Source organism: Roseovarius aestuarii (assembly GCF_019966515.1).
In the GTDB taxonomy this organism is placed as follows: domain Bacteria; phylum Pseudomonadota; class Alphaproteobacteria; order Rhodobacterales; family Rhodobacteraceae; genus Roseovarius; species Roseovarius aestuarii.
Genome location: NZ_JAIMIB010000007.1, coordinates 22,241 through 40,185 on the forward strand (window position 1 = coordinate 22,241; position 17,945 = coordinate 40,185).

Sequence of the window (17,945 nt, forward strand, 5' to 3'; positions counted from 1 at the left end):
GGTACGGAATAGGCGTACGGAACGTACGGCCCGTACAGTTTCAAACCGCGCCGCTCAGCGTCCGATACTACCCTTGGGAACCGCTGTGGCCTTGAGAATGGCAAAACAACGGGTGCCGGGTTCCAGCCCCATCTCCCGCGCCGCCTGCGCCGTGATCCGGGCCAGCAGCCGGTCCTCTCCCGCCCTCAGCGATACCGCCGCCCCGGGGCCGTCTCCGATCCGCAGCGCCTCTACCGTGACCGCCAGAATGTTGCGCGACGAAAGCCCCTCCGGCCGCCGCGAAGATAGTAGAATGTCCTGAGATAACACCCTGATTCTTATATTAGAACCTTCATCCGCCGTGACCCCGGGCAACACCAGTTCCCCGCCGCTGATCGCCAGACGGCTTAGCCCGTCAGGCCCATGTTCTAGCACCTTCGCCCGCAGGATAGACCCGGCCTCGCGAACGCCGACAAACGGTATCGCCGCGGGGTCGCTCAGCACTTCTTCGGCGGATCCGTGACAGACAACCTTGCCGCCCTGCAGAATCACCAGATCATCCGCCAGCCGTGCCACCTCGGCGACCGAGTGACTGACATAGAGGATGGGTATATCGCTTTGATCCCTGAGCCCTTCCAGGTAGGGTAAAATCTCTTCCTTGCGCGGCTCGTCCAATGCAGCAAGTGGTTCATCCATAACCAAAATCTGCGGATCCGACATCAACGCGCGCGCCATTGCCACTCGCTGTTTTTCGCCCCCTGACAACGTCCCGGGCCGCCGATGCAGCAAGGTGCCCAGTCCGAGTAAATCGATCACCTCAGCAGGATTTCCAGCCTCTTTGGCAAAACGCATCCCAAAGCGAAGGTTGCCCTCGACCGTCAGATGCGGAAACAGGCGCCCGTCCTGAAACACATAGCCGACCCGACGCTTATGAGGCGGCACAAAAATGTCCTTAGCCGTATCAAGAAGCGCTCGCTCTCGCAGGTGCACATGACCATAAAACGGTCGAAGAAGTCCGGATATACTATTGGCAACACTCGTTTTTCCAGATCCTGAAGGCCCAAGAAGCGCCGTCACGCCCGGGCTGGCATCGAACGCCACATCCAGCAAGAAATCGCCCAGGCGGTGCGTGATGTTGACCGACAGGCTCATCCCCGGCCAATCCTTTGAGCGATCCGCCGCGACAACCATTCCGAAATCAGCACCGCACCTAAAGCCACTGCCAGCGACAGCGCCACCAGCCTGAGTGCGCTACCTTCGCCACCCGGTACCTGTAGAAAGGCGTAAATGGCAGAGGGCAGCGTCTGAGTCTGGCCGGGAATGTTGGCGACAAAGGTAATTGTTGCGCCAAATTCCCCCATCGCCTTGGCAAAGCCCAGCACCGCCCCGGCCAGGATGCCCGGCGCGATAAGGGGTAGTGTCACAAGGATAAATCCCGCAGCTCGGCCTGCACCGAGTGTCGAGGCCGCCTGCTCCAATCGCGGGTCGACCGCTTCAATCGCCAGTCGGATTGCGCGCACCATCAGCGGGAACCCCATAATCGCCGCCGCCAGCGCCGCTCCGGTCCAGCGGAAGGCCAAAACAACGCCGAACTGCTCCAGAAATCCGCCCACCGCCCCGTTACGGCCGAAGGTCAGCAACAGCAGATATCCGGTTACCACGGGCGGCAGGACAAGCGGCAGATGCACCAGCGCGCTTATCAATGACTTGCCCCAGAAGTCACGGCGCGCAAGCAGCCAGGCAATCGCCAACGCCAGGGGTAGGCTCAACAAGGTGGCGACAACCGAAACCTTCAGCGACAGGGCCAGCGCTGCCCATTCTTCTGGCTGGAGCCGCATTACCGGTTCTCCGCAAGGGGCACGAAACCATGCGCTCTAAAGATTTCAGAGGCATCTTGTGATTGAATAAATTTCATTAATTCAGATGCTTCTGGTTTTTCTTTAACCCCAATACGCGCGACCGGATAGATGATCGGATCATGCTGATCGCCGGGTATCTGGTATAAGATCACGACGTCAGGTTCCGCAGCAGCGTCGGTTTCATAAACAAGGCCAAGCGGTGTCTCGCCGCGTGCAACAAGAGCAAGCGCTGCGCGCACATTTTCGGTTTCGGCAATATGCGGCTCGAGCACGCGCCAAAGTTCCTCGTTTTCAAGCCATTGACGGCCATAAATGCCCGCCGGAACACCCGCGCGATGCCCCATTGCCAACCGCCCTCCTTCAAGCCGTTCCAGTAGGTTTTCTGCTGTGACTTGCGACAAGCTAGCTGCCCCGGCAGGCGCAATAAGAACAAGGCGATTCCCAAGTAAATTCAGCCTGTTATGAACGGCATCTGAACTACTAATTTCAAGCCAGTCCATCCACGCCGCACTGGCCAGGATCACGATGTCGGCGGGCGCCCCCTGCACCACTTGTCGCGCGATCTGTCCGCTTCCTCCGTAAGACACAACGACCTCGCCGCCATATGCCGCCACCACATCCTCGAGTGCGTCCCTGAGCGATGCCGCAGCGAAAACGGTCACATCCGGCCCGGCCAACACCGGCAAGGGTTGGCACAGCAAGGTGCAAATCATTGCCAGAACGCGGAAAATATCCTTCATTCGGCGGATTATTTCAGTGCGTCAGGACCAGCGCAAGACAGCAGATGTGGTGTAAATTCTCAACAATGCCGCTAGATATCGCAGCGATAAACACAACAAATGTGTAAAAATTTGTTAAATATCAATAAAGTTGCCATATTGAGAGCTGAAACGCGCAACCAGCGAAGCGACTTCCGTGATGCTGCATAAATCGAAACAGGAACCGATCAACCTTCAGTCTGCGTCAAAATCGGACGTCAGAACACAGTTTGCGGCACTTTGTTTCCGCGAGAAGGACGGCAAGACACAGCTGTTGCTGATCACATCGCGCGGCTCGGGGCGGTGGATCATCCCACGCGGCTGGCCGATGGATAACAAAACACCCTGTGAGGCCGCACTGATCGAAGCCTGGGAAGAAGCAGGCGTCAGGGGCAAGGCCTATGGGACCTCGCTTGGTTTATACTCCTACACCCGCGATATTGGCGAGGAAACTCGGGTGCCCTGCGTGGCCATGATTTATCCGGTCAAAGTGAAATCTCTGGCAAGGGATTTCCCCGAAGCAGGGCAGCGCAAACGCAAGTGGTTAAGCCCAAAGAAGGCCGCCGAAAGTGTGAACGAATCCGAACTAGCCCATATTCTGAAAGCGTTTGATGCAAAAAACCTTTGAACGAACGCTTGCAAAATAGGTGTAAAATGTCGATTTCAGTGTAGCTGAGGTTCAGAGGATCAGAAACGGCGCAAAATGATACAATTCGCCCTGAAATGTAAAGATGACCACCGGTTCGAAAGCTGGTTCAAATCATCTGAAGCGTTCGACAAGCTGCATGCGGCTGGCATGGTCAATTGCATTATCTGCGGCTCGACTCAGGTGGAAAAGGCGCTGATGGCGCCCAAGGTGCAGGGCCGCCGATCGAAAGTTGCTGCTCAACCGCCCGAAGTGACCCAACAGGCGCTGGCAGAGCTGAAAAAGCAGGTCGAGCAGAATTCGGAATATGTGGGTATGAACTTTAGCCAAGAGGCGCGCGACATTCATGACGGCACGGCACCCGCGCGCTCGATCTATGGCGAGGCCAAACCCGATGAGGCCCGGAAACTGATTGAGGATGGTGTGCCGGTGACGCCGCTTCCTTTTGTCACCGGACGTAAATCCAACTGATCCTAGCAAGGGAATTTTCACATGCACATCGTCATCACCGGTGCCAATCGGGGTATCGGTCAGGCCTTGGCGGCACGTTACACCGCGCGCGGGGACCAGGTCACCGGTACAGCGCGAAGCGGTGATGCGCTGGCGCGGCTGGATGTTACAGACCCGGAACAGCAGACCGCATTCGCAAATGGGCTGGCGGACCGGCCGGTTGATCTGTTGATTTGCAACGCCGGTGTTTATCTGGATAAGGGTCAGGAGCTGGAAACCGGGTTTCCTGCAGATATGTGGCAGCAGAGTTTCGCGGCGAATGTGACCGGTGTATTTTGACCGTTCAGGCATTACTGCCTCATCTGCGATCCGCCGGAAATTCCAAAATCGCAATTATTTCCAGTATGATGGCCAGCCACACCCACGCGCCGGGCGGCAGTTACATCTACCGCGCGTCTAAAGCGGCGGCACTTAACCTGGGGCGTAACCTGGCGATAGATCTGGCATCCGACGGTATCGCCGTGGGCATTTATCACCCCGGCTGGGTGCAAACGGACATGGGCGGAGGCGCCGCCGATATTTCAGTTGATGAAGCCGCAGACGGCCTGACGCAGCGTTTTGATGCACTGTCGCCGAAGACCAGCGGTTGTTTTCAAACCTGGGACGGACGCGATCACCCCTATTGACCGCCTTGTGACGCGCTGCCCTCTTGCCTCGACCGACGGTTCGGCATAAACCCCCGGCGACTTACCCGCCAAGGACGCCAATATGCCCGTTCTCGTGATGAAATTCGGTGGCACGTCCGTTGCCACGCTCGACCGCATTCGCCGCGCCGCCAAACGGGTGGGCGTCGAGGTGGCCAAGGGCTATGACGTGATCGTTATCGTCAGCGCCATGTCCGGCGAGACCAACAAGCTGGTGGGTTATGTAAACGAAACTTCGCCTCTATATGATGCTCGCGAATATGATGCAGTGGTGAGTTCAGGCGAGAATGTGACCGCCGGGCTGATGGCGCTGACCTTGCAGGAAATGGATGTGCCAGCGCGTAGCTGGCAGGGCTGGCAGGTGCCGCTGATCACCACCAGCGCCCATTCGGCGGCCCGGATCGAAGAGATCCCGACGGATAACATCAACGCCAAGTTCGCCGAAGGCATGCGCGTGGCTGTGGTTGCGGGCTTCCAGGGCATTTCGCCCGAAGGCCGGATCACCACGCTGGGCCGGGGCGGATCAGACACTTCGGCGGTGGCTTTCGCCGCCGCATTCGGGGCCGAGCGATGCGACATCTACACCGATGTGGACGGCGTTTATACCACTGATCCGCGCATAGCGTCCAAGGCCCGTAAGCTGGACAAGATCGCGTTTGAGGAAATGCTGGAACTGGCCTCGCTGGGCGCCAAGGTGCTGCAAACCCGCTCGGTCGAACTGGCGATGCGCTATAATGTCAAACTGCGAGTGCTCAGCAGTTTCGAAGAACAATCGGATGACGCAGGCACGCTGGTCTGCGCCGAGGAGGAAATCATGGAATCCAATGTTGTCTCAGGCATCGCCTATTCCCGCGATGAAGCGAAAATGACCCTCGTGTCGGTCGCTGACCGCCCGGGCATCGCCGCCGCCATCTTCGGGCCGCTTTCAGATGCAGGGGTGAATGTCGACATGATCATTCAGAACATTGCCGAGGAAGGCCGGACCGACATGACCTTCTCGTGCCCGACCGATCAGGTGACACGCGCTGAAAAGGCGTTGCAGGATGCCAAGACCCGCGGTGAGATCAACTATCACGACCTGATCGCCGACACTGACGTGGCCAAGATTTCCGCCGTCGGCATTGGCATGCGCAGCCAGTCGGGCGTTGCCGCCAAGATGTTCAAGACGCTCAGCGATGAAGGCGTCAACATCAAGGTCATCGCCACCTCCGAGATCAAGATCTCGGTACTGGTTGACCGCAAATATCTTGAGCTTGCGGTACAGGCCCTTCATGATGCGTTCGAGCTGGAAAAAGCGGCTTAACCTACTGCATTTCAGGCAAAAATAATACCTGGGCCGCTACGTTTTCCTGCGCAAGCTCCGGACACCGGGCAGAATCGCATTTCACCAACGCCCGGACTGTGCTCTAAGTTGTACGGATATAACTCTGGCGCGTGCTTTAGGGAGGTAATGCACCGGCATGGAGGCTCAAACAGGGACAGACAGCCGCAAGTTGCTGCGTCGGCTGCGCGACGTCATGGCCGAAGACGCGGCAGGACAGCAGCGGCTTGACCAGATCACTCAGCTGATCGCTGATGAGATGCATACTGAGGTGTGCTCGATCTATCTGTTTCGCGACGAGGATACGCTTGAGCTCTGCGCGACCGAGGGCCTGAACCCCGAAGCCGTGCACCAGACCCGCATGCGCATGGGCGAAGGTCTGGTGGGGCGCGTGGCCCGCACCGGCGACGTGATCAACACGGATGATGCCCCGAACACCAAGGGTTTCCGTTACATGGCCGAAACCGGCGAGGAAGCGTATTCCTCCTTCCTTGGCGTGCCGATCCAGCGGCTGGGCGAGAAACTTGGCGTGCTGGTCGCCCAGTCACGCGCCGCCCGGCATTATTCAGAAGAAGAAGTTTATGCCATCGAAGTGGTCGCGATGGTGCTGGCCGAGATGACCGAACTGGGTGCGTTCATCGGCGAAGGAGCCGCGATGTCCGCGCGGCACCAGCAACCGGTGTTGTTCCGGGGTGCCACCGGTCAGGAAGGGGCGTCTCAGGGTCATGTCTGGCTGCACGAGCCGCGCGTCGTGGTGACCAATCCTATCGCCGACGATCCCGAGCGCGAAATGGAACGCCTGAATGGGGCTGTGGAAGAACTGCGCGTCGGCGTGGACCGCATGCTCAGCCGCGCGGCCACTGGCGACAAAGAGCAGCTTGAAGTTCTGGAAGCGTACCGCATGTTCGCCAATTCCAAGGGCTGGATGCGGCGGATGGAAGAAGACATTTCGCGCGGCCTCTCGGCTGAAGCCGCCGTCGAAAAAGAACAGTCCGCCGCCCGCGCACGCATGGTGCAGGTCAACGACGCCTATCTGCGCGAGCGTTTGCATGACCTCGACGACCTCAGCAACCGCTTGCTGCGCATTCTCACCGGTCAGGGGGGTGAGACCGGGGCCGAAATGCCTGATGACCCGATCCTGATCGCGCGCAATATCGGCCCGGCGGAGTTGCTGGATTATGGCCGCAAGCTGAAAGGCATCGTGCTGGAAGAGGGCTCCGTCGGCTCTCACGCAGCGATCGTGGCCCGCGCCCTTGCCATCCCGCTGGTGATCCACGCCGACCGGATCACCACCGAGGCGCTGAATGGCGATATGGTCCTGGTTGATGGCGATCAGGGCATCGTGCACCTGCGCCCCGATGAGACGGTCGCCGCCGCGTTTCGCGACAAGATGGCGATGCAGGCGCAGGCGCAGGACCGCTATGTCTCGATCCGTGACAAGCCCGCAGAAACTCTCTGCGGCACCAGAATACATCTGACGATGAATGCGGGCCTCATGGCCGATCTGCCCAGCCTTGAAAGTTCGGGCGCCGAGGGCGTGGGCCTCTTTCGGACCGAATTGCAGTTTCTGGTCCGCAGCCGCATGCCCAGACGGGCCGAACTGTCCGAGATATACGCGCAGGTCATGAATGCCGCCGGGGACAAGCGCGTGATTTTCCGCACGCTCGATATCGGCTCGGACAAGGTATTGCCCTACATGACCGCCACGGACGAGCCAAACCCGGCCATGGGCTGGCGCGCCATTCGCGTCGGACTGGATAAGCCCGGCGTCATGCGGATGCAGTTGCAGGCGCTGATCCGGGCCGCAGCAGGGCGCCCGCTAAGCGTGATGTTCCCGTTTGTGGCACAGCGCGAAGAATTCCGATCCGCCCGCGCGGAAATGGAGAAAGCCTTAGAACGCGAGCGTATTCTGGGGCATCCAATTCCTTCGAAGCTTGAGGTAGGTGCGATGCTGGAAACCCCATCGCTCGCCTTCGCGCCGCACCGATTTTATCAGGAGGTCGATTTTCTCTCCATCGGCGGTAACGACCTCAAGCAGTTCTTCTTTGCAGCAGACCGTGAAAATGAACGCGTCCGGCGGCGCTATGACACGCTCAATGTCAGCTTCCTCAGTTTTCTGGAAAACATTGTCGCGCGCTGTGATGCCACCCGCACGCCGCTATCATTTTGCGGCGAAGACGCGGGGCGCCCGGTCGAAGCCGCCTGTTTCGCCGCCATCGGCCTGCGCGGCCTGTCGATGCGTCCGGCCTCGATCGGCCCGGTCAAATCCATACTGCGGCGCATCGACCTTGTCGATCTGCGCACGGTCATTCACGAGGCCCGGGACGAAGGCCACCAATCAGTACGCCAGATGGTGATGAAATACCTCAAAGGCAAGCTTTAAGGACGACGCTGATCAGGCTTCGCCTTCCCCGCGCTGTCCACAGAAGTACCCCACGCCGTAGCTGGGTGAGCTGAACGTGATCACGCTGCCTTTGGGGAAATAGAACAGATCGCCCTTGGTCGCCGTGACGGTTTGGCCCGTGTCATCGGTGACGTGGAATTCGCCGTCGATGATCAATTTGAACTCGTGATAGGTATAGTCATAGGTCACCGCCTCGCCCGCTTCCAACCGGAACAACCCTGCCGTCATCGGCTTTTCGGCATCATCCGATGTCGCGAAATCATCCAGAAATGCGTGCGGCCCCAACTCGGCCATGTTGGGTAGTTTTTCACCCAGAACATCGCCTGAAATATGTTTCATTGCCGGCATCAAAATCTCCCTTCGTCATCTGTTGAATAGGTCCAGCTTAGTTAGCCACAGCCAGGAATAGCTGCGCGAATGCGTCAGGCGCGATTACAAAAACGCGGCAACTCTGCCCATTCGAAGCGCCGGTGCCGCTACGATAATCTCAATAATTTTATTGCTAAACAGTCAGTTGAGGACGATCCCGAACAGGGATCAGGCCCGGTGCAGCGGATGTCGGGCCACGCGCTGCCGGAAATTCTCCAGCAATTCGGCATGATCCCGGTCGGCTTCAGTCACAAGCCGTCTCAGGCCAAAGTGCACCTGCGCCATCTGCTGGTAGTAGCTGGTATAGGCATAGTTGGTCGCCGCTCCGGCAGCCGCCCCCAATACGGGCACGGTCTGCGCTGCCAGCTTCTGCCCCAGAACGGTGGCAAGGCGTGGGGCGACACGAGCAATCAGGGCCTGAAGGGTCGCGCCTGTGACCGCCAGCCTCGTGCTCAAAAAGGCAATATCCGATCCGTCGTCATGGTCCAGTGGGCCGGCCGCGGCCAGCACCTGAATGCAGTCGAACATGACCCCTTGTTCTTCCGGGTCAAAACCGTTTTCAACAGCAACATCCTGTATCGCCCGCAAGAGGATCGTCGTGGTCACCGGCAGTTCGGCCATGGCGCTTGGCAATCCACCAAATCCGCCTGCGGCCCCCATCGCGGTGGTCACCGCGCGTGTCAGCCAGCCGGGTTGCTCACCAACAACACCACGCGAGCGTTGCGCCGCCGACATTGCCAGCTTCAGCGCCTGTTCGGCACCATCGCCCAGCCGGTCACGGATGCCGGTCGGCAGCCTGTCCAACAGCCCCTCGGCCTGCCCCCCCATGACATTGAGGATTTGAATACCGACATTCCCGGCGGCGGCGTGGCGCTTTGCCAGATCTTCAAGCCGCTTGTCGATATCCGTGTCGGTCAGCGTTATGTCCAAGACTTCCATCTCTGAAACATCGGTGTTTTACCCTTATGTTTCAAGCGCTGCGCGTGACTTTTCCGGTGACGCCCGCCCAGGCACCTGGCGTCAGGTCAACCCCCAGAACACGGTCGGGATTGGTGGGTGGCGGCATCTCGACCCCCTCCAGCCGACTAAATCCAAAGCGTTGGTAATATGGCGCATCGCCCACCAGCATGACCCTCTCCCACCCGCTTTTTTCCGCCCGGTACAGGCTTTCACGGATCAGCGATCCGCCAAGTCCCTCACCCTGCCGCGTGGGATGCACAGCGACCGGCCCCAGCAACAGCGCCCGATGGTCCGCAATAAGAACCGGCCAGAACCGGATAGCGCCGCCCAGAATCCCTTCGGGGTCGCGCGCCACAAGGCTCAATCCGGCGACCGGGTCGATATCGTCGCGCAAGCGGTAGGAGGAAAGCGCCTCACGCCCCGGCGCGAAGCAAAGGTCGTAAAGCGCCTCTACCTCCCACCAATCGTCTTTTTCCTCGGGCCGCAGTACTAACACGCTTATTGCCTTGCGAATTCTGGTGGCACAGCGCCTAGCACGGCGCTAGGTCTGGTTCAAACAGCTATGCGAGGCGCACATGTTCTACAAACCCGAGGACGGCCACGGCCTGCCCCATAATCCGTTCAACGCCGTGGTGACACCGCGCCCCATTGGCTGGATCTCGACACGCGGCGCGGATGGCACGGACAATCTGGCGCCCTATTCCTTTTTCAACGCCGTGGCCTACGAGCCGCCACAGGTGATGTTTGCCTCGACCAGCGCCAAACCGGATCGTGACGACACCAAGGACAGCATGGCCAACATTCGTGAGACTGAAGTTTTCTGCGTGAATATCGTAGAATACGCGATGCGCGACGTGATGAACCAAAGCTCGGGGCCATGGGGGCGCGAGATTGATGAATTCGCTGATGCCGGCATCGACAGGGCGGAATGCGCCACCATCGGCTGCGCCCGTGTGGCGGCGGCGCCGGCGTCGTTGGAATGTAGGCTGACCCAGATCGTACAACTCCCCGGCGCCGCTAATTTCGTGGCTTTCGGAGAGGTCACCGGCGTGCATCTGCGCGACGATTGCGTGGTGGACGGGATGTTTGACGTCACCCGCTTCAACCCGCTCGCACGATTGGGATACAAGGATTATTCCACCGTCCGCGAGGTGTTCAGCATTTCACGACCCGGCGAGTGATCTGAAAAAGCTTGTTTGAGTAGCAATTGTCAGGACTTGGCCCTGAACGGACCTTGCGCCTTTGAAGTACTGAGCCGCGCGATTGCCAGACCGCGGGGTGGCAATCCGACGGATGTTGGATGCGCTTTATCCCAGCCAAATCCGAAGAACTTCCGAGCGTCACGCCCAGCCCTCCAAATCGCCAGCCCTTGCGGGCGGTCTGGCGATCGCGCGGCGGCCCTACGGGCCTTGATTCCGCGCGGGGACTAAGATTGAACGGCGGCTTCAGGCCATAATCGACAGGATTGCATCCCTTCGACCCGCATTAGTGACCGGCACCCAGGATACCCGTACGCACCCCGTAATCCACGGCCAGAGCATAATCCGGGTCATCATCGCTATCGACCATCAGATGCCCGGCCTTGGTCAGCAACTGGTGGCAATCCGGGCTGAGATGGCGCAGCATAATGCGCTTCCCTGCTGCCTCGTATTTCAGCGCGATCGCTTCGATCGCCTGCAAGGCGGATTGGTCCACTACCCGGCTTCCGGCGAAATCAACGATTACCGTGTCAGGGTCGCCCGCCACATCGAAAAGCTCGGCAAAACCTTCGGCAGAGCCAAAAAACAGCGGCCCCTGGATTTCGTAAACCTTCGCGCCGGTTTCGGTCACCGACTCGCGCTCTATCGCGTGGATGCGCGTGGCGTTGTTCCAGGCATAGGTCAGAGCCGACACGATCACACCAACCACAACAGCGATTGCGAGGTCGTATTTCACGGTAACAACGGTCACCAGCACGATAACCGCCGCATCAGTCAGCGGCACTTTGCGCAGGATCGTGAGCGAGTTCCACGCAAAAGTCCCGATCACCACCATGAACATCACACCAACCAGCGCCGCCAGCGGGATCTTTTCAATCAGCGGCGCCGCGAAGAGGATAAACACCAGCAAAAAAATCGCCGCCATCAGCCCCGCGATCCGCGTACGCCCACCGGACTTCACGTTGATCATCGACTGGCCGATCATCGCACAGCCCCCCATGCCGCCAAAAAAACCGGTGACCGTGTTGGAAAGCCCCTGCGCGATACACTCCTGGCTGGCCCCGCCACGCCTGCCAGTCATTTCCCCGACAAGGTTCAGCGTCAGCAGGCTTTCGATCAGACCAATGGCCGCAAGGATCACCGCATAGGGCAGGATGATCTCGAACGTCTCCCAATTCAACGGCGCAAGGGGCGTACCATAAAGGCCGACACCCTCGCCAAACGGGTTATGAAACGAGGGCAGCCCACCCTGGATCGAGGCCAGATCGCCCACCCGCGGCACGTCGATCCCGAAGGCAATCACCAGCCCGGCGACAACGCCGATCCCGGCCAGCGGCGCGGGGATTACGCGGGTCAGGCGCGGCATTCCCCAGATGATCGCCATTGTCAGCGCCACCAGCCCCAGCATCGTATAAAGCTCAATCCCCGACAGCCATTCGCCGCCGCCCATGCCATGACCGGTATTTTCCATGCTGCCTGGCACCTTGAACTGCCCCAGCTGCGCCAGAAAGATCACGATGGCCAGCCCGTTGACAAAGCCCAGCATTACCGGGTGCGGCACCAGCCGGATGAACTTGCCCCATTTCAGCGCCCCGGCGATGATCTGCAAGACGCCCATAAGTACGACCGTCGCAAAAAGGTATTCAACCCCGTGCTGCGCCACCAATGCCACCATGACCACCGCCAATGCGCCGGTCGCGCCAGAAATCATGCCCGGCCGCCCGCCGATCAGCGCGGTAATAAGCCCGACCAGAAACGCCGCATAAAGCCCCACCAGCGGATGCACGCCCGCGACAAAGGCAAAGGCCACCGCCTCGGGCACCAGAGCTAGGGCAACGGTCAGACCCGCCAAGAGTTCTATCCGCACGCGCCCGACGCTCAACGCCTCATCTTCCATGATCCGCAGATCGGGCATAGAGATTTTATTGGCAAAAGCTGCCAGAATTGCGTGTTTCAAGGAAAAACGTCCTGTTTTGGGGGCTGCGCGCTGTGCGGCTGATACTTCACCCTGTTAAAAAGCACCAGTGCTATTCGCGAGTGGCAGGCTGGCCACGAATGTGTCCAGGCGGATCGTCGGAGCGGTTCTGGCGTACGCTCTCTTTCTATTCCCTTCACCTGCCCACCTGCTATGAATGACCCGGCAACAGACTGACAAGTGGATAGAAAATGGCACAGACAATGATCGGCATCATCGGCGGCTCTGGCGTTTATGACATAGACGGTTTGGAAGGGGCTGAATGGGTTCAGCAGGACAGTCCCTGGGGCGCGCCGTCTGACGCCATCCTGACCGGGACACTGGGTGGCACGCAGATGGCCTTTCTACCCCGGCATGGGCGTGGCCATGTGCATTCGCCGACCACGGTTCCCTACCGCGCCAATATCGATGCGCTCAAACGTCTGGGTGTCACTGATGTGATCAGCGTTTCGGCCTGCGGGTCCTTCCGCGAGGAGCTGGCGCCGGGGGATTTCGTCATCGTTGATCAGTTCATCGACCGGACATTCGCCCGCGAGAAATCCTTTTTCGGCACGGGCTGCGTGGCCCATGTCAGCGTCGCCCATCCGACCTGCCGACGCCTTGGGGACGCTTGCGAGACAGCCGCGCGTGAGGCCGGCGTCACCGTGCATCGGGACGGCACTTACCTGGCCATGGAAGGGCCGCAATTCTCGACCCTGGCGGAATCAAAAATGTATCGCGAGGTCTGGGGCTGCGATGTAATCGGCATGACCAACATGCCAGAGGCAAAGCTCGCCCGCGAGGCAGAGCTTTGTTATGCCTCGGTCGCGATGATCACCGATTACGACAGCTGGCATCCCGACCATGGCGCGGTCGATGTGACCCAGATCATCGCCACGCTGACCGGCAATGCCGACAAGGCCCGCAACATGGTCGCGCGTCTGCCCGACCTACTTGGCGGCGAACGTGCGCCCTGCCCGCATGGATGCGACCGGGCGCTTGATTTTGCGATGCTGACCGCGCCCGAGGCCCGCGATCCGGCGCTGGTGGCAAAACTTGATGCCGTGGCGGGTCGTGTGCTTGCCGCGCAGGGGGCGTGATATGCCCATAGAGCTTTGGCTGGCTTTTGTCGCGGCCTCAACCGCACTCCTGATGATCCCCGGGCCAACGGTGCTATTGGTGCTCAGCTATGCGCTGAGCCAGGGGCGCCGGGTGGCGCTGGCCAGTGCCGTGGGTGTTGCCCTGGGCGATTTCATCGCAATGACCGCCTCGCTTCTGGGTCTGGGCGCATTGGTTCTGACATCCGCCACGCTGTTTACCGCGCTCAAGTGGATCGGTGCGCTCTATCTGATCTGGATGGGTATAAAGCTCTTACGCGCACCACGGTCCGAGGGGCTTGATGCGGTCGCCACCGCTGATACCACCCCGCGCAAAGTGCTGGGTCACACGGCGATGGTCACCGCGCTCAACCCGAAATCAATCGCGTTCTTCATCGCTTTTGTTCCGCAATTCGTATCCGTCAACGCACCGCTGGCCCCACAATTCGCCATTCTTATCGCGACTTTCGTGGGTCTGGCGGCGCTGAACGCCCTGGCCTTCGCCCTGCTGGCGGACAGGCTGCGGATGACAATCAGGCGCCCGAACGTAATCACCTGGCTGACCCGCAGCGGCGGGGCGGCCCTGATCGGCATGGGGCTGATGACCGCCACACTGCGCCGTACGTCATGAGCGGGACGCCCGGCACCGTTCTTATCCTTGGGGCGGATGGATTTATCGGGCGCCACCTTGCCTATGGCCTGCGCAATCACGGCTGGAAGGTCATCGCCTCGGCCCGGCGCACGAAACGGCTGTCCCGCATGGGATTTGAAACGCTGAAAGCCGACCTGACAGCGCCCCGCACGGCGGACCCGGAATTCTGGCGGCCGCACCTGTCCGGCGTTACCCATCTGGTCAATGCGGCGGGCGTGCTCAGCGCCTCTGACATTGTGTGCGAAGCAGTACACGTCACGGCCCCAAAAGCGCTTTATCAGGCGTTGCCCGACAGCGCCGCCGGGCTGTTGATTTCGGCCGTTGGTATTGATGACGCCAACACCGATTTCGCCATCTTTCGACGTGCCGGAGAAGAGGTTGCCACCGATTACGGCCTAACTATCCTGCGTCCGGGTCTTGTGCTGGGCGATACCTCATATGGCGGCTCGTCCCTGCTGCGCGCGCTGGCAGCACTACCGTTGCTTACACCGGTCGTCGGCAAGGGTCAGCAGGTGTTCAACCCGATCCATGCGGGCGACCTGACCGACCTAATCCATCATCTGTTGCAACACCCGCCGCCCCCCGGCCCGCGTGAGGTTGGCGGCCCGGAAGAGGTGACTCTTGCGGACATGCTGCGAAAGCTCCGGAACTGGCTTGGACTGGGTCAGGCACCGCTGCTGAAACTGCCGTTACGGCTGGTGAGCGGGATCGCGCGTATCGGCGATCTCATGCGCCTTGGGCCGATCTCGTCAACCGCCGTGACGCAGCTTGAGACCAGCGTCCTGGCACGTCCGGATGCCGCGCTTCGGGCCTTGCCGGTTCAGCCGCGCGGGTTTTCCGACATCCTCGCCGCGCGCCCGGCAGGGACGCAGGATTTGTGGCATGCGAGGATTTACCTCATGCGCCCCTTGCTGCGACTGGTTCTGGCCTTTCTATGGCTGGCCTCGGGCGCGATCGGTCTGATGCTGCCTGCCGCGCAGTTTCTGCCGCTGGTGGCCGACAGCGCGTTCGATGATACCACATTGATCTGGCTCGCGCGTCTTGGCGGCATGGTCGATCTTGGCATCGCTCTGGCCCTGCTGCGTGGCTGGCGGCCCCGGATGGTGGCGTGGGTTCAGGTCGCCACGATCGCCGGGTATACCCTCGCGTTCTCGTGGCTCGCCCCCGCCCTTTGGCTACTGCCGCTTGGCGGGTTACTCAAGAACATCCCGCTACTGGCGCTGATCGCCGTACAGGCAATCCTTGAGGATGAACGCTAGGATGGATCCCTATCTGATCGCAAAATGGCTGCATATCCTCAGCTCGACCGTGCTCTTTGGCACCGGTATGGGCACCGCGTTTCAGATGGTCTGGGCGATGCGGACGGGACGGGTTGAAACCATCCACTCGGTGTCGTCGGGCGTGGTCGTGGCCGATTGGGTGTTCACGACACCCGCCGGTATTATCCAGCCGATCACCGGCCTCTGGCTTGTACATTTGACTGGTTATTCACTTTGGGAGCCCTGGTTGGTGGCCAGCTATGGCCTTTACATCATGGCCTTTGCCTGCTGGGCGCCGGTGGTGCATATGCAAATCCGCATCCGCAACCTTGCGCAAGACGCCCTGGCCCGCGGCGGCGCATTGCCCGAGGCCATTGATCGGCTCTACCGAATGTGGTTCGCGCTTGGATGGCCGGCCTTCGGATCGATGGTTGCGATCTTCTGGCTCATGATTGCGAAACCTGTCCTCTGGTAGGGACCTCTTGCGCGAACGCCCGGTTTGGGCGAAACCTTTATCGGACAACACATGGGGACGCATGATGGCACAAAGCAAATCGGTCAAAGATTACATTCGTACAATTGTTGATTTCCCCCATGAGGGGATCATGTTTCGCGATGTCACGACGCTGTTTGCCGATCCGCGCGGGTTTCGGATGGCGATTGACCAGATGTTGCATCCTTATGCCGGTGTTCAGATCGACAAGGTCGTTGGGTTGGAGGCCCGGGGCTTCATCCTTGGCGGCGCCATAGCGCATCAATTGAGCGTGGGTTTTGTACCCATTCGCAAGAAAGGCAAACTACCCGGAACGGTGATCAGTCAGGATTATCACCTGGAATATGGCGAAGCCGTGGTTGAGGTACATGACGACGCCATCGAAGCAGGCGAAAAAATTCTGCTGATCGATGATTTGCTGGCAACCGGGGGCACAGCCGAAGCCGGGATCGGACTGATCGAACGCCTTGGGGGTGAAATCGTCGGCTGCGCCTTCATCATCGACCTGCCTGATCTGGGGGGGCGCAAACGGATCGAAGCGCTTGGTATGGATGTGCATGTGCTCTGCGATTTCGAAGGCGCCTAGCTTATCTGCCAACCGGCCTGATATTTCTTAGGTTTTTGGTAACGCTCACCGCCTAAAACCAAAGGGGCCGGTTAGATACGGCATTGCTTGCATCGATCACTTATGATCGGTTTCGGTGCCCCGCTTCCCCCCTCCTCGCGGGGCGCCGTTTCCAGCATATCACTTCTGATAATAATCCCTGAACCAGTCGACGAAATGCGCTATGCCCTCGCGCACATCGGTTTTGGGGGCATAGCCTGTCAGCTCTTTCAGCAGCCGCGCATCCGCCCATGTGGCGATCACTTCGCCCTTTTGCATGTCCATGTAATTCCGCTTGGCCGTCACACCCAGCTCTGCCTCGATCGCATCCACAAAATCCAGCAGGCGTACCTTGTCCGAATTGCCGATATTGACGATCCGGTAGGGTGCCACCGGTGACAGGCTGTCCCAGTCCGGTATCTCCTCAGCGGTCTGGGGCCGGACCGGCACCGCATCCATCAGCAGGCGAATGCCCCGCACCAGATCGTCGACATAGGTAAAGTCGCGATACATCTCGCCATGATTGTAGATGTCCACGGGCTTGCCATCGAGCATGGCGTTCACGAATTTGAACAGCGCCATATCCGGTCGCCCCCAGGGGCCGTAGACGGTGAAGAACCGAAACATTGTCGTCGGGATATCCCACAAATGCGCATAGGAATGCCCCATCGCCTCGGCCGCTTTTTTCGTAGCGGCATAGATTGTCATCTGCAGATCCGCCTTGTCCGTTTCGCCGTAGGGCATCCGGGTATTGGCGCCGTATATCGACGAGGTGGAAGCCATCAGCAAATGCTGTACCTTGTGGCGCCGTGCCGCCTCCATCACGTTGAAGGTCCCGACAACATTTGCCTGAACATAATCGCGCGGCTCTTCAAGCGAGTAGCGCACACCGGCCTGGGCCGCGAGGTGGATGATGATGTCCGGCGCAAAATCATCAACCACCCGGTTCATGGTGGCCTCGTCTTCCAACAGGGCCTCGGTCGCGGCAAACCCAGGTTTCTGATGCAATACCTGATGGCGGCGCTGCTTGAGCGTGACATCATAGTAATCGGTCATTCCGTCGTACCCGTGGACAGTAAACCCTTCGTCCAGAAGCAAGCGGGCAAGGTGAAAACCAATAAAGCCAGCGGTACCGGTAATGAAAACACGCGTCATGGTGGCCACTTCCTTGTTATCTGGCAAAGCGATAGCCGCAGATAGCTGCCGGAACAACCTTCTTGACGCCCTGCGAACGCTC

Annotated in this window: 18 protein-coding genes and 1 pseudogene; 11 read left to right on the forward strand and 8 right to left on the reverse strand. The window is 59.8% G+C overall.

What is annotated here, in order from left to right; translation table 11 throughout:
* Window positions 1-54: 54 nt before the first annotated feature.
* The 3 genes from modC to modA are packed head-to-tail and all read right to left on the reverse strand — an operon-like array spanning window position 55 to window position 2,500.
* Window positions 55-1,131, reverse strand: coding sequence for a molybdenum ABC transporter ATP-binding protein (gene modC / locus LC334_RS10235; protein ID WP_085800576.1), 1,077 nt, complete (start codon window positions 1,129-1,131; stop codon window positions 55-57).
* Window positions 1,128-1,817 (reverse strand): molybdate ABC transporter permease subunit, encoded by a 690-nt coding sequence (gene modB, locus LC334_RS10240; protein WP_085800575.1) that lies wholly within the window; start codon window positions 1,815-1,817, stop codon window positions 1,128-1,130. Before modB ends, modC begins: the two co-directional genes overlap by 4 nt.
* Complete coding sequence (modA, locus tag LC334_RS10245; protein ID WP_223412946.1) at window positions 1,817-2,500, reverse strand: molybdate ABC transporter substrate-binding protein; 684 nt, start codon at window positions 2,498-2,500, stop codon at window positions 1,817-1,819. The genes modB and modA overlap by 1 nt, the downstream gene beginning before the upstream one ends.
* Before the next feature lie 256 nt (window positions 2,501-2,756).
* On the opposite strand from modA, the gene LC334_RS10250 reads away from it, so the two are divergent.
* The 5 genes and pseudogenes from LC334_RS10250 to ptsP all read left to right on the forward strand — a co-directional run bounded on the left by LC334_RS10250 (window position 2,757) and on the right by ptsP (window position 8,100).
* Window positions 2,757-3,224: an NUDIX hydrolase gene (locus LC334_RS10250; protein ID WP_085800606.1), complete on the forward strand. Its 468-nt coding sequence runs from the start codon at window positions 2,757-2,759 to the stop codon at window positions 3,222-3,224.
* Between the two features lie 75 nt (window positions 3,225-3,299).
* Window positions 3,300-3,713 (forward strand): DUF1178 family protein, encoded by a 414-nt coding sequence (locus LC334_RS10255; RefSeq protein ID WP_085800574.1) that lies wholly within the window; start codon window positions 3,300-3,302, stop codon window positions 3,711-3,713.
* A 21-nt stretch (window positions 3,714-3,734) separates the two neighbouring features.
* Window positions 3,735-4,378: pseudogene (locus tag LC334_RS10260) on the forward strand (SDR family oxidoreductase).
* Window positions 4,379-4,460: 82 nt separating this feature from the next.
* A complete protein-coding gene (locus LC334_RS10265) occupies window positions 4,461-5,699 on the forward strand; it encodes an aspartate kinase (RefSeq protein ID WP_085800573.1) in 1,239 nt (412 codons plus the stop codon).
* A 157-nt stretch (window positions 5,700-5,856) separates the two neighbouring features.
* Window positions 5,857-8,100: a phosphoenolpyruvate--protein phosphotransferase gene (ptsP, locus tag LC334_RS10270; RefSeq protein WP_085800572.1), complete on the forward strand. Its 2,244-nt coding sequence runs from the start codon at window positions 5,857-5,859 to the stop codon at window positions 8,098-8,100.
* A 12-nt stretch (window positions 8,101-8,112) separates the two neighbouring features.
* Here ptsP and LC334_RS10275 read toward each other — a convergent pair whose 3' ends face one another.
* From LC334_RS10275 to LC334_RS10285, 3 genes are all read right to left on the reverse strand, one after another.
* Complete coding sequence (locus tag LC334_RS10275) at window positions 8,113-8,460, reverse strand: cupin domain-containing protein (RefSeq protein ID WP_217809111.1); 348 nt, start codon at window positions 8,458-8,460, stop codon at window positions 8,113-8,115.
* Window positions 8,461-8,658: 198 nt separating this feature from the next.
* Window positions 8,659-9,429 (reverse strand): EcsC family protein, encoded by a 771-nt coding sequence (locus LC334_RS10280; RefSeq protein WP_085800570.1) that lies wholly within the window; start codon window positions 9,427-9,429, stop codon window positions 8,659-8,661.
* A gap of 31 nt (window positions 9,430-9,460) precedes the next feature.
* On the reverse strand, window positions 9,461-9,946 hold the full coding sequence (locus LC334_RS10285) for a GNAT family N-acetyltransferase (RefSeq protein WP_085800569.1): 486 nt from the start codon (window positions 9,944-9,946) through the stop codon (window positions 9,461-9,463).
* Window positions 9,947-10,025: 79 nt separating this feature from the next.
* On the opposite strand from LC334_RS10285, the gene LC334_RS10290 reads away from it, so the two are divergent.
* Window positions 10,026-10,631, forward strand: coding sequence for a flavin reductase family protein (locus LC334_RS10290; RefSeq protein ID WP_085800568.1), 606 nt, complete (start codon window positions 10,026-10,028; stop codon window positions 10,629-10,631).
* Window positions 10,632-10,935: 304 nt separating this feature from the next.
* On the opposite strand, the gene LC334_RS10295 is transcribed toward LC334_RS10290, so the two are convergent.
* Window positions 10,936-12,564: a SulP family inorganic anion transporter gene (locus LC334_RS10295; protein ID WP_085800567.1), complete on the reverse strand. Its 1,629-nt coding sequence runs from the start codon at window positions 12,562-12,564 to the stop codon at window positions 10,936-10,938.
* A 251-nt stretch (window positions 12,565-12,815) separates the two neighbouring features.
* Here LC334_RS10295 and LC334_RS10300 point away from each other — a divergent pair, with 251 nt between their 5' ends.
* The 5 genes from LC334_RS10300 to LC334_RS10320 all read left to right on the forward strand — a co-directional run bounded on the left by LC334_RS10300 (window position 12,816) and on the right by LC334_RS10320 (window position 16,690).
* Window positions 12,816-13,703, forward strand: a complete 888-nt coding sequence (locus tag LC334_RS10300) for an S-methyl-5'-thioadenosine phosphorylase (protein ID WP_085800566.1) — start codon at window positions 12,816-12,818, stop codon at window positions 13,701-13,703.
* Between the two features lies 1 nt (window position 13,704).
* Window positions 13,705-14,331 carry a LysE family translocator gene (locus LC334_RS10305; RefSeq protein ID WP_085800565.1) on the forward strand — a complete coding sequence of 209 codons (627 nt, stop codon included), beginning with the start codon at window positions 13,705-13,707 and terminating at the stop codon, window positions 14,329-14,331.
* The gene (locus LC334_RS10310) at window positions 14,328-15,611 is read left to right on the forward strand and encodes an SDR family oxidoreductase (protein WP_085800564.1); all 1,284 of its coding nucleotides are present in this window, start codon (window positions 14,328-14,330) and stop codon (window positions 15,609-15,611) included. The genes LC334_RS10305 and LC334_RS10310 overlap by 4 nt, the downstream gene beginning before the upstream one ends.
* Before the next feature lies 1 nt (window position 15,612).
* The gene (locus tag LC334_RS10315; RefSeq protein ID WP_085800563.1) at window positions 15,613-16,086 is read left to right on the forward strand and encodes a DUF2269 family protein; all 474 of its coding nucleotides are present in this window, start codon (window positions 15,613-15,615) and stop codon (window positions 16,084-16,086) included.
* 64 nt (window positions 16,087-16,150) lie between these two features.
* Window positions 16,151-16,690 carry an adenine phosphoribosyltransferase gene (locus tag LC334_RS10320; protein WP_085800605.1) on the forward strand — a complete coding sequence of 180 codons (540 nt, stop codon included), beginning with the start codon at window positions 16,151-16,153 and terminating at the stop codon, window positions 16,688-16,690.
* A 159-nt stretch (window positions 16,691-16,849) separates the two neighbouring features.
* Here the strand turns inward: LC334_RS10320 and LC334_RS10325 are convergent, their stop codons facing one another.
* Complete coding sequence (locus tag LC334_RS10325) at window positions 16,850-17,863, reverse strand: SDR family NAD(P)-dependent oxidoreductase (protein ID WP_085800562.1); 1,014 nt, start codon at window positions 17,861-17,863, stop codon at window positions 16,850-16,852.
* Window positions 17,864-17,945 lie beyond the last annotated feature (82 nt).

What these genes read in the sequence shown, in the direction of transcription:
- modC (WP_085800576.1), bottom strand. Translation starts at nt 1,131, where the DNA reads ATGAGCCTGTCGGTCAACATCACGCACCGCCTGGGCGATTTCTTGCTG.
- modB (WP_085800575.1), bottom strand. Translation starts at nt 1,817, where the DNA reads ATGCGGCTCCAGCCAGAAGAATGGGCAGCGCTGGCCCTGTCGCTGAAG.
- LC334_RS10250 (WP_085800606.1), top strand. Translation starts at nt 2,757, where the DNA reads ATGCTGCATAAATCGAAACAGGAACCGATCAACCTTCAGTCTGCGTCA.
- LC334_RS10255 (WP_085800574.1), top strand. Translation starts at nt 3,300, where the DNA reads ATGATACAATTCGCCCTGAAATGTAAAGATGACCACCGGTTCGAAAGC.
- LC334_RS10265 (WP_085800573.1), top strand. Translation starts at nt 4,461, where the DNA reads ATGCCCGTTCTCGTGATGAAATTCGGTGGCACGTCCGTTGCCACGCTC.
- ptsP (WP_085800572.1), top strand. Translation starts at nt 5,857, where the DNA reads ATGGAGGCTCAAACAGGGACAGACAGCCGCAAGTTGCTGCGTCGGCTG.
- LC334_RS10275 (WP_217809111.1), bottom strand. Translation starts at nt 8,460, where the DNA reads ATGAAACATATTTCAGGCGATGTTCTGGGTGAAAAACTACCCAACATG.
- LC334_RS10280 (WP_085800570.1), bottom strand. Translation starts at nt 9,429, where the DNA reads ATGGAAGTCTTGGACATAACGCTGACCGACACGGATATCGACAAGCGG.
- LC334_RS10290 (WP_085800568.1), top strand. Translation starts at nt 10,026, where the DNA reads ATGTTCTACAAACCCGAGGACGGCCACGGCCTGCCCCATAATCCGTTC.
- LC334_RS10295 (WP_085800567.1), bottom strand. Translation starts at nt 12,564, where the DNA reads ATGCCCGATCTGCGGATCATGGAAGATGAGGCGTTGAGCGTCGGGCGC.
- LC334_RS10300 (WP_085800566.1), top strand. Translation starts at nt 12,816, where the DNA reads ATGGCACAGACAATGATCGGCATCATCGGCGGCTCTGGCGTTTATGAC.
- LC334_RS10305 (WP_085800565.1), top strand. Translation starts at nt 13,705, where the DNA reads ATGCCCATAGAGCTTTGGCTGGCTTTTGTCGCGGCCTCAACCGCACTC.
- LC334_RS10310 (WP_085800564.1), top strand. Translation starts at nt 14,328, where the DNA reads ATGAGCGGGACGCCCGGCACCGTTCTTATCCTTGGGGCGGATGGATTT.
- LC334_RS10315 (WP_085800563.1), top strand. Translation starts at nt 15,613, where the DNA reads ATGGATCCCTATCTGATCGCAAAATGGCTGCATATCCTCAGCTCGACC.
- LC334_RS10320 (WP_085800605.1), top strand. Translation starts at nt 16,151, where the DNA reads ATGGCACAAAGCAAATCGGTCAAAGATTACATTCGTACAATTGTTGAT.
- LC334_RS10325 (WP_085800562.1), bottom strand. Translation starts at nt 17,863, where the DNA reads ATGACGCGTGTTTTCATTACCGGTACCGCTGGCTTTATTGGTTTTCAC.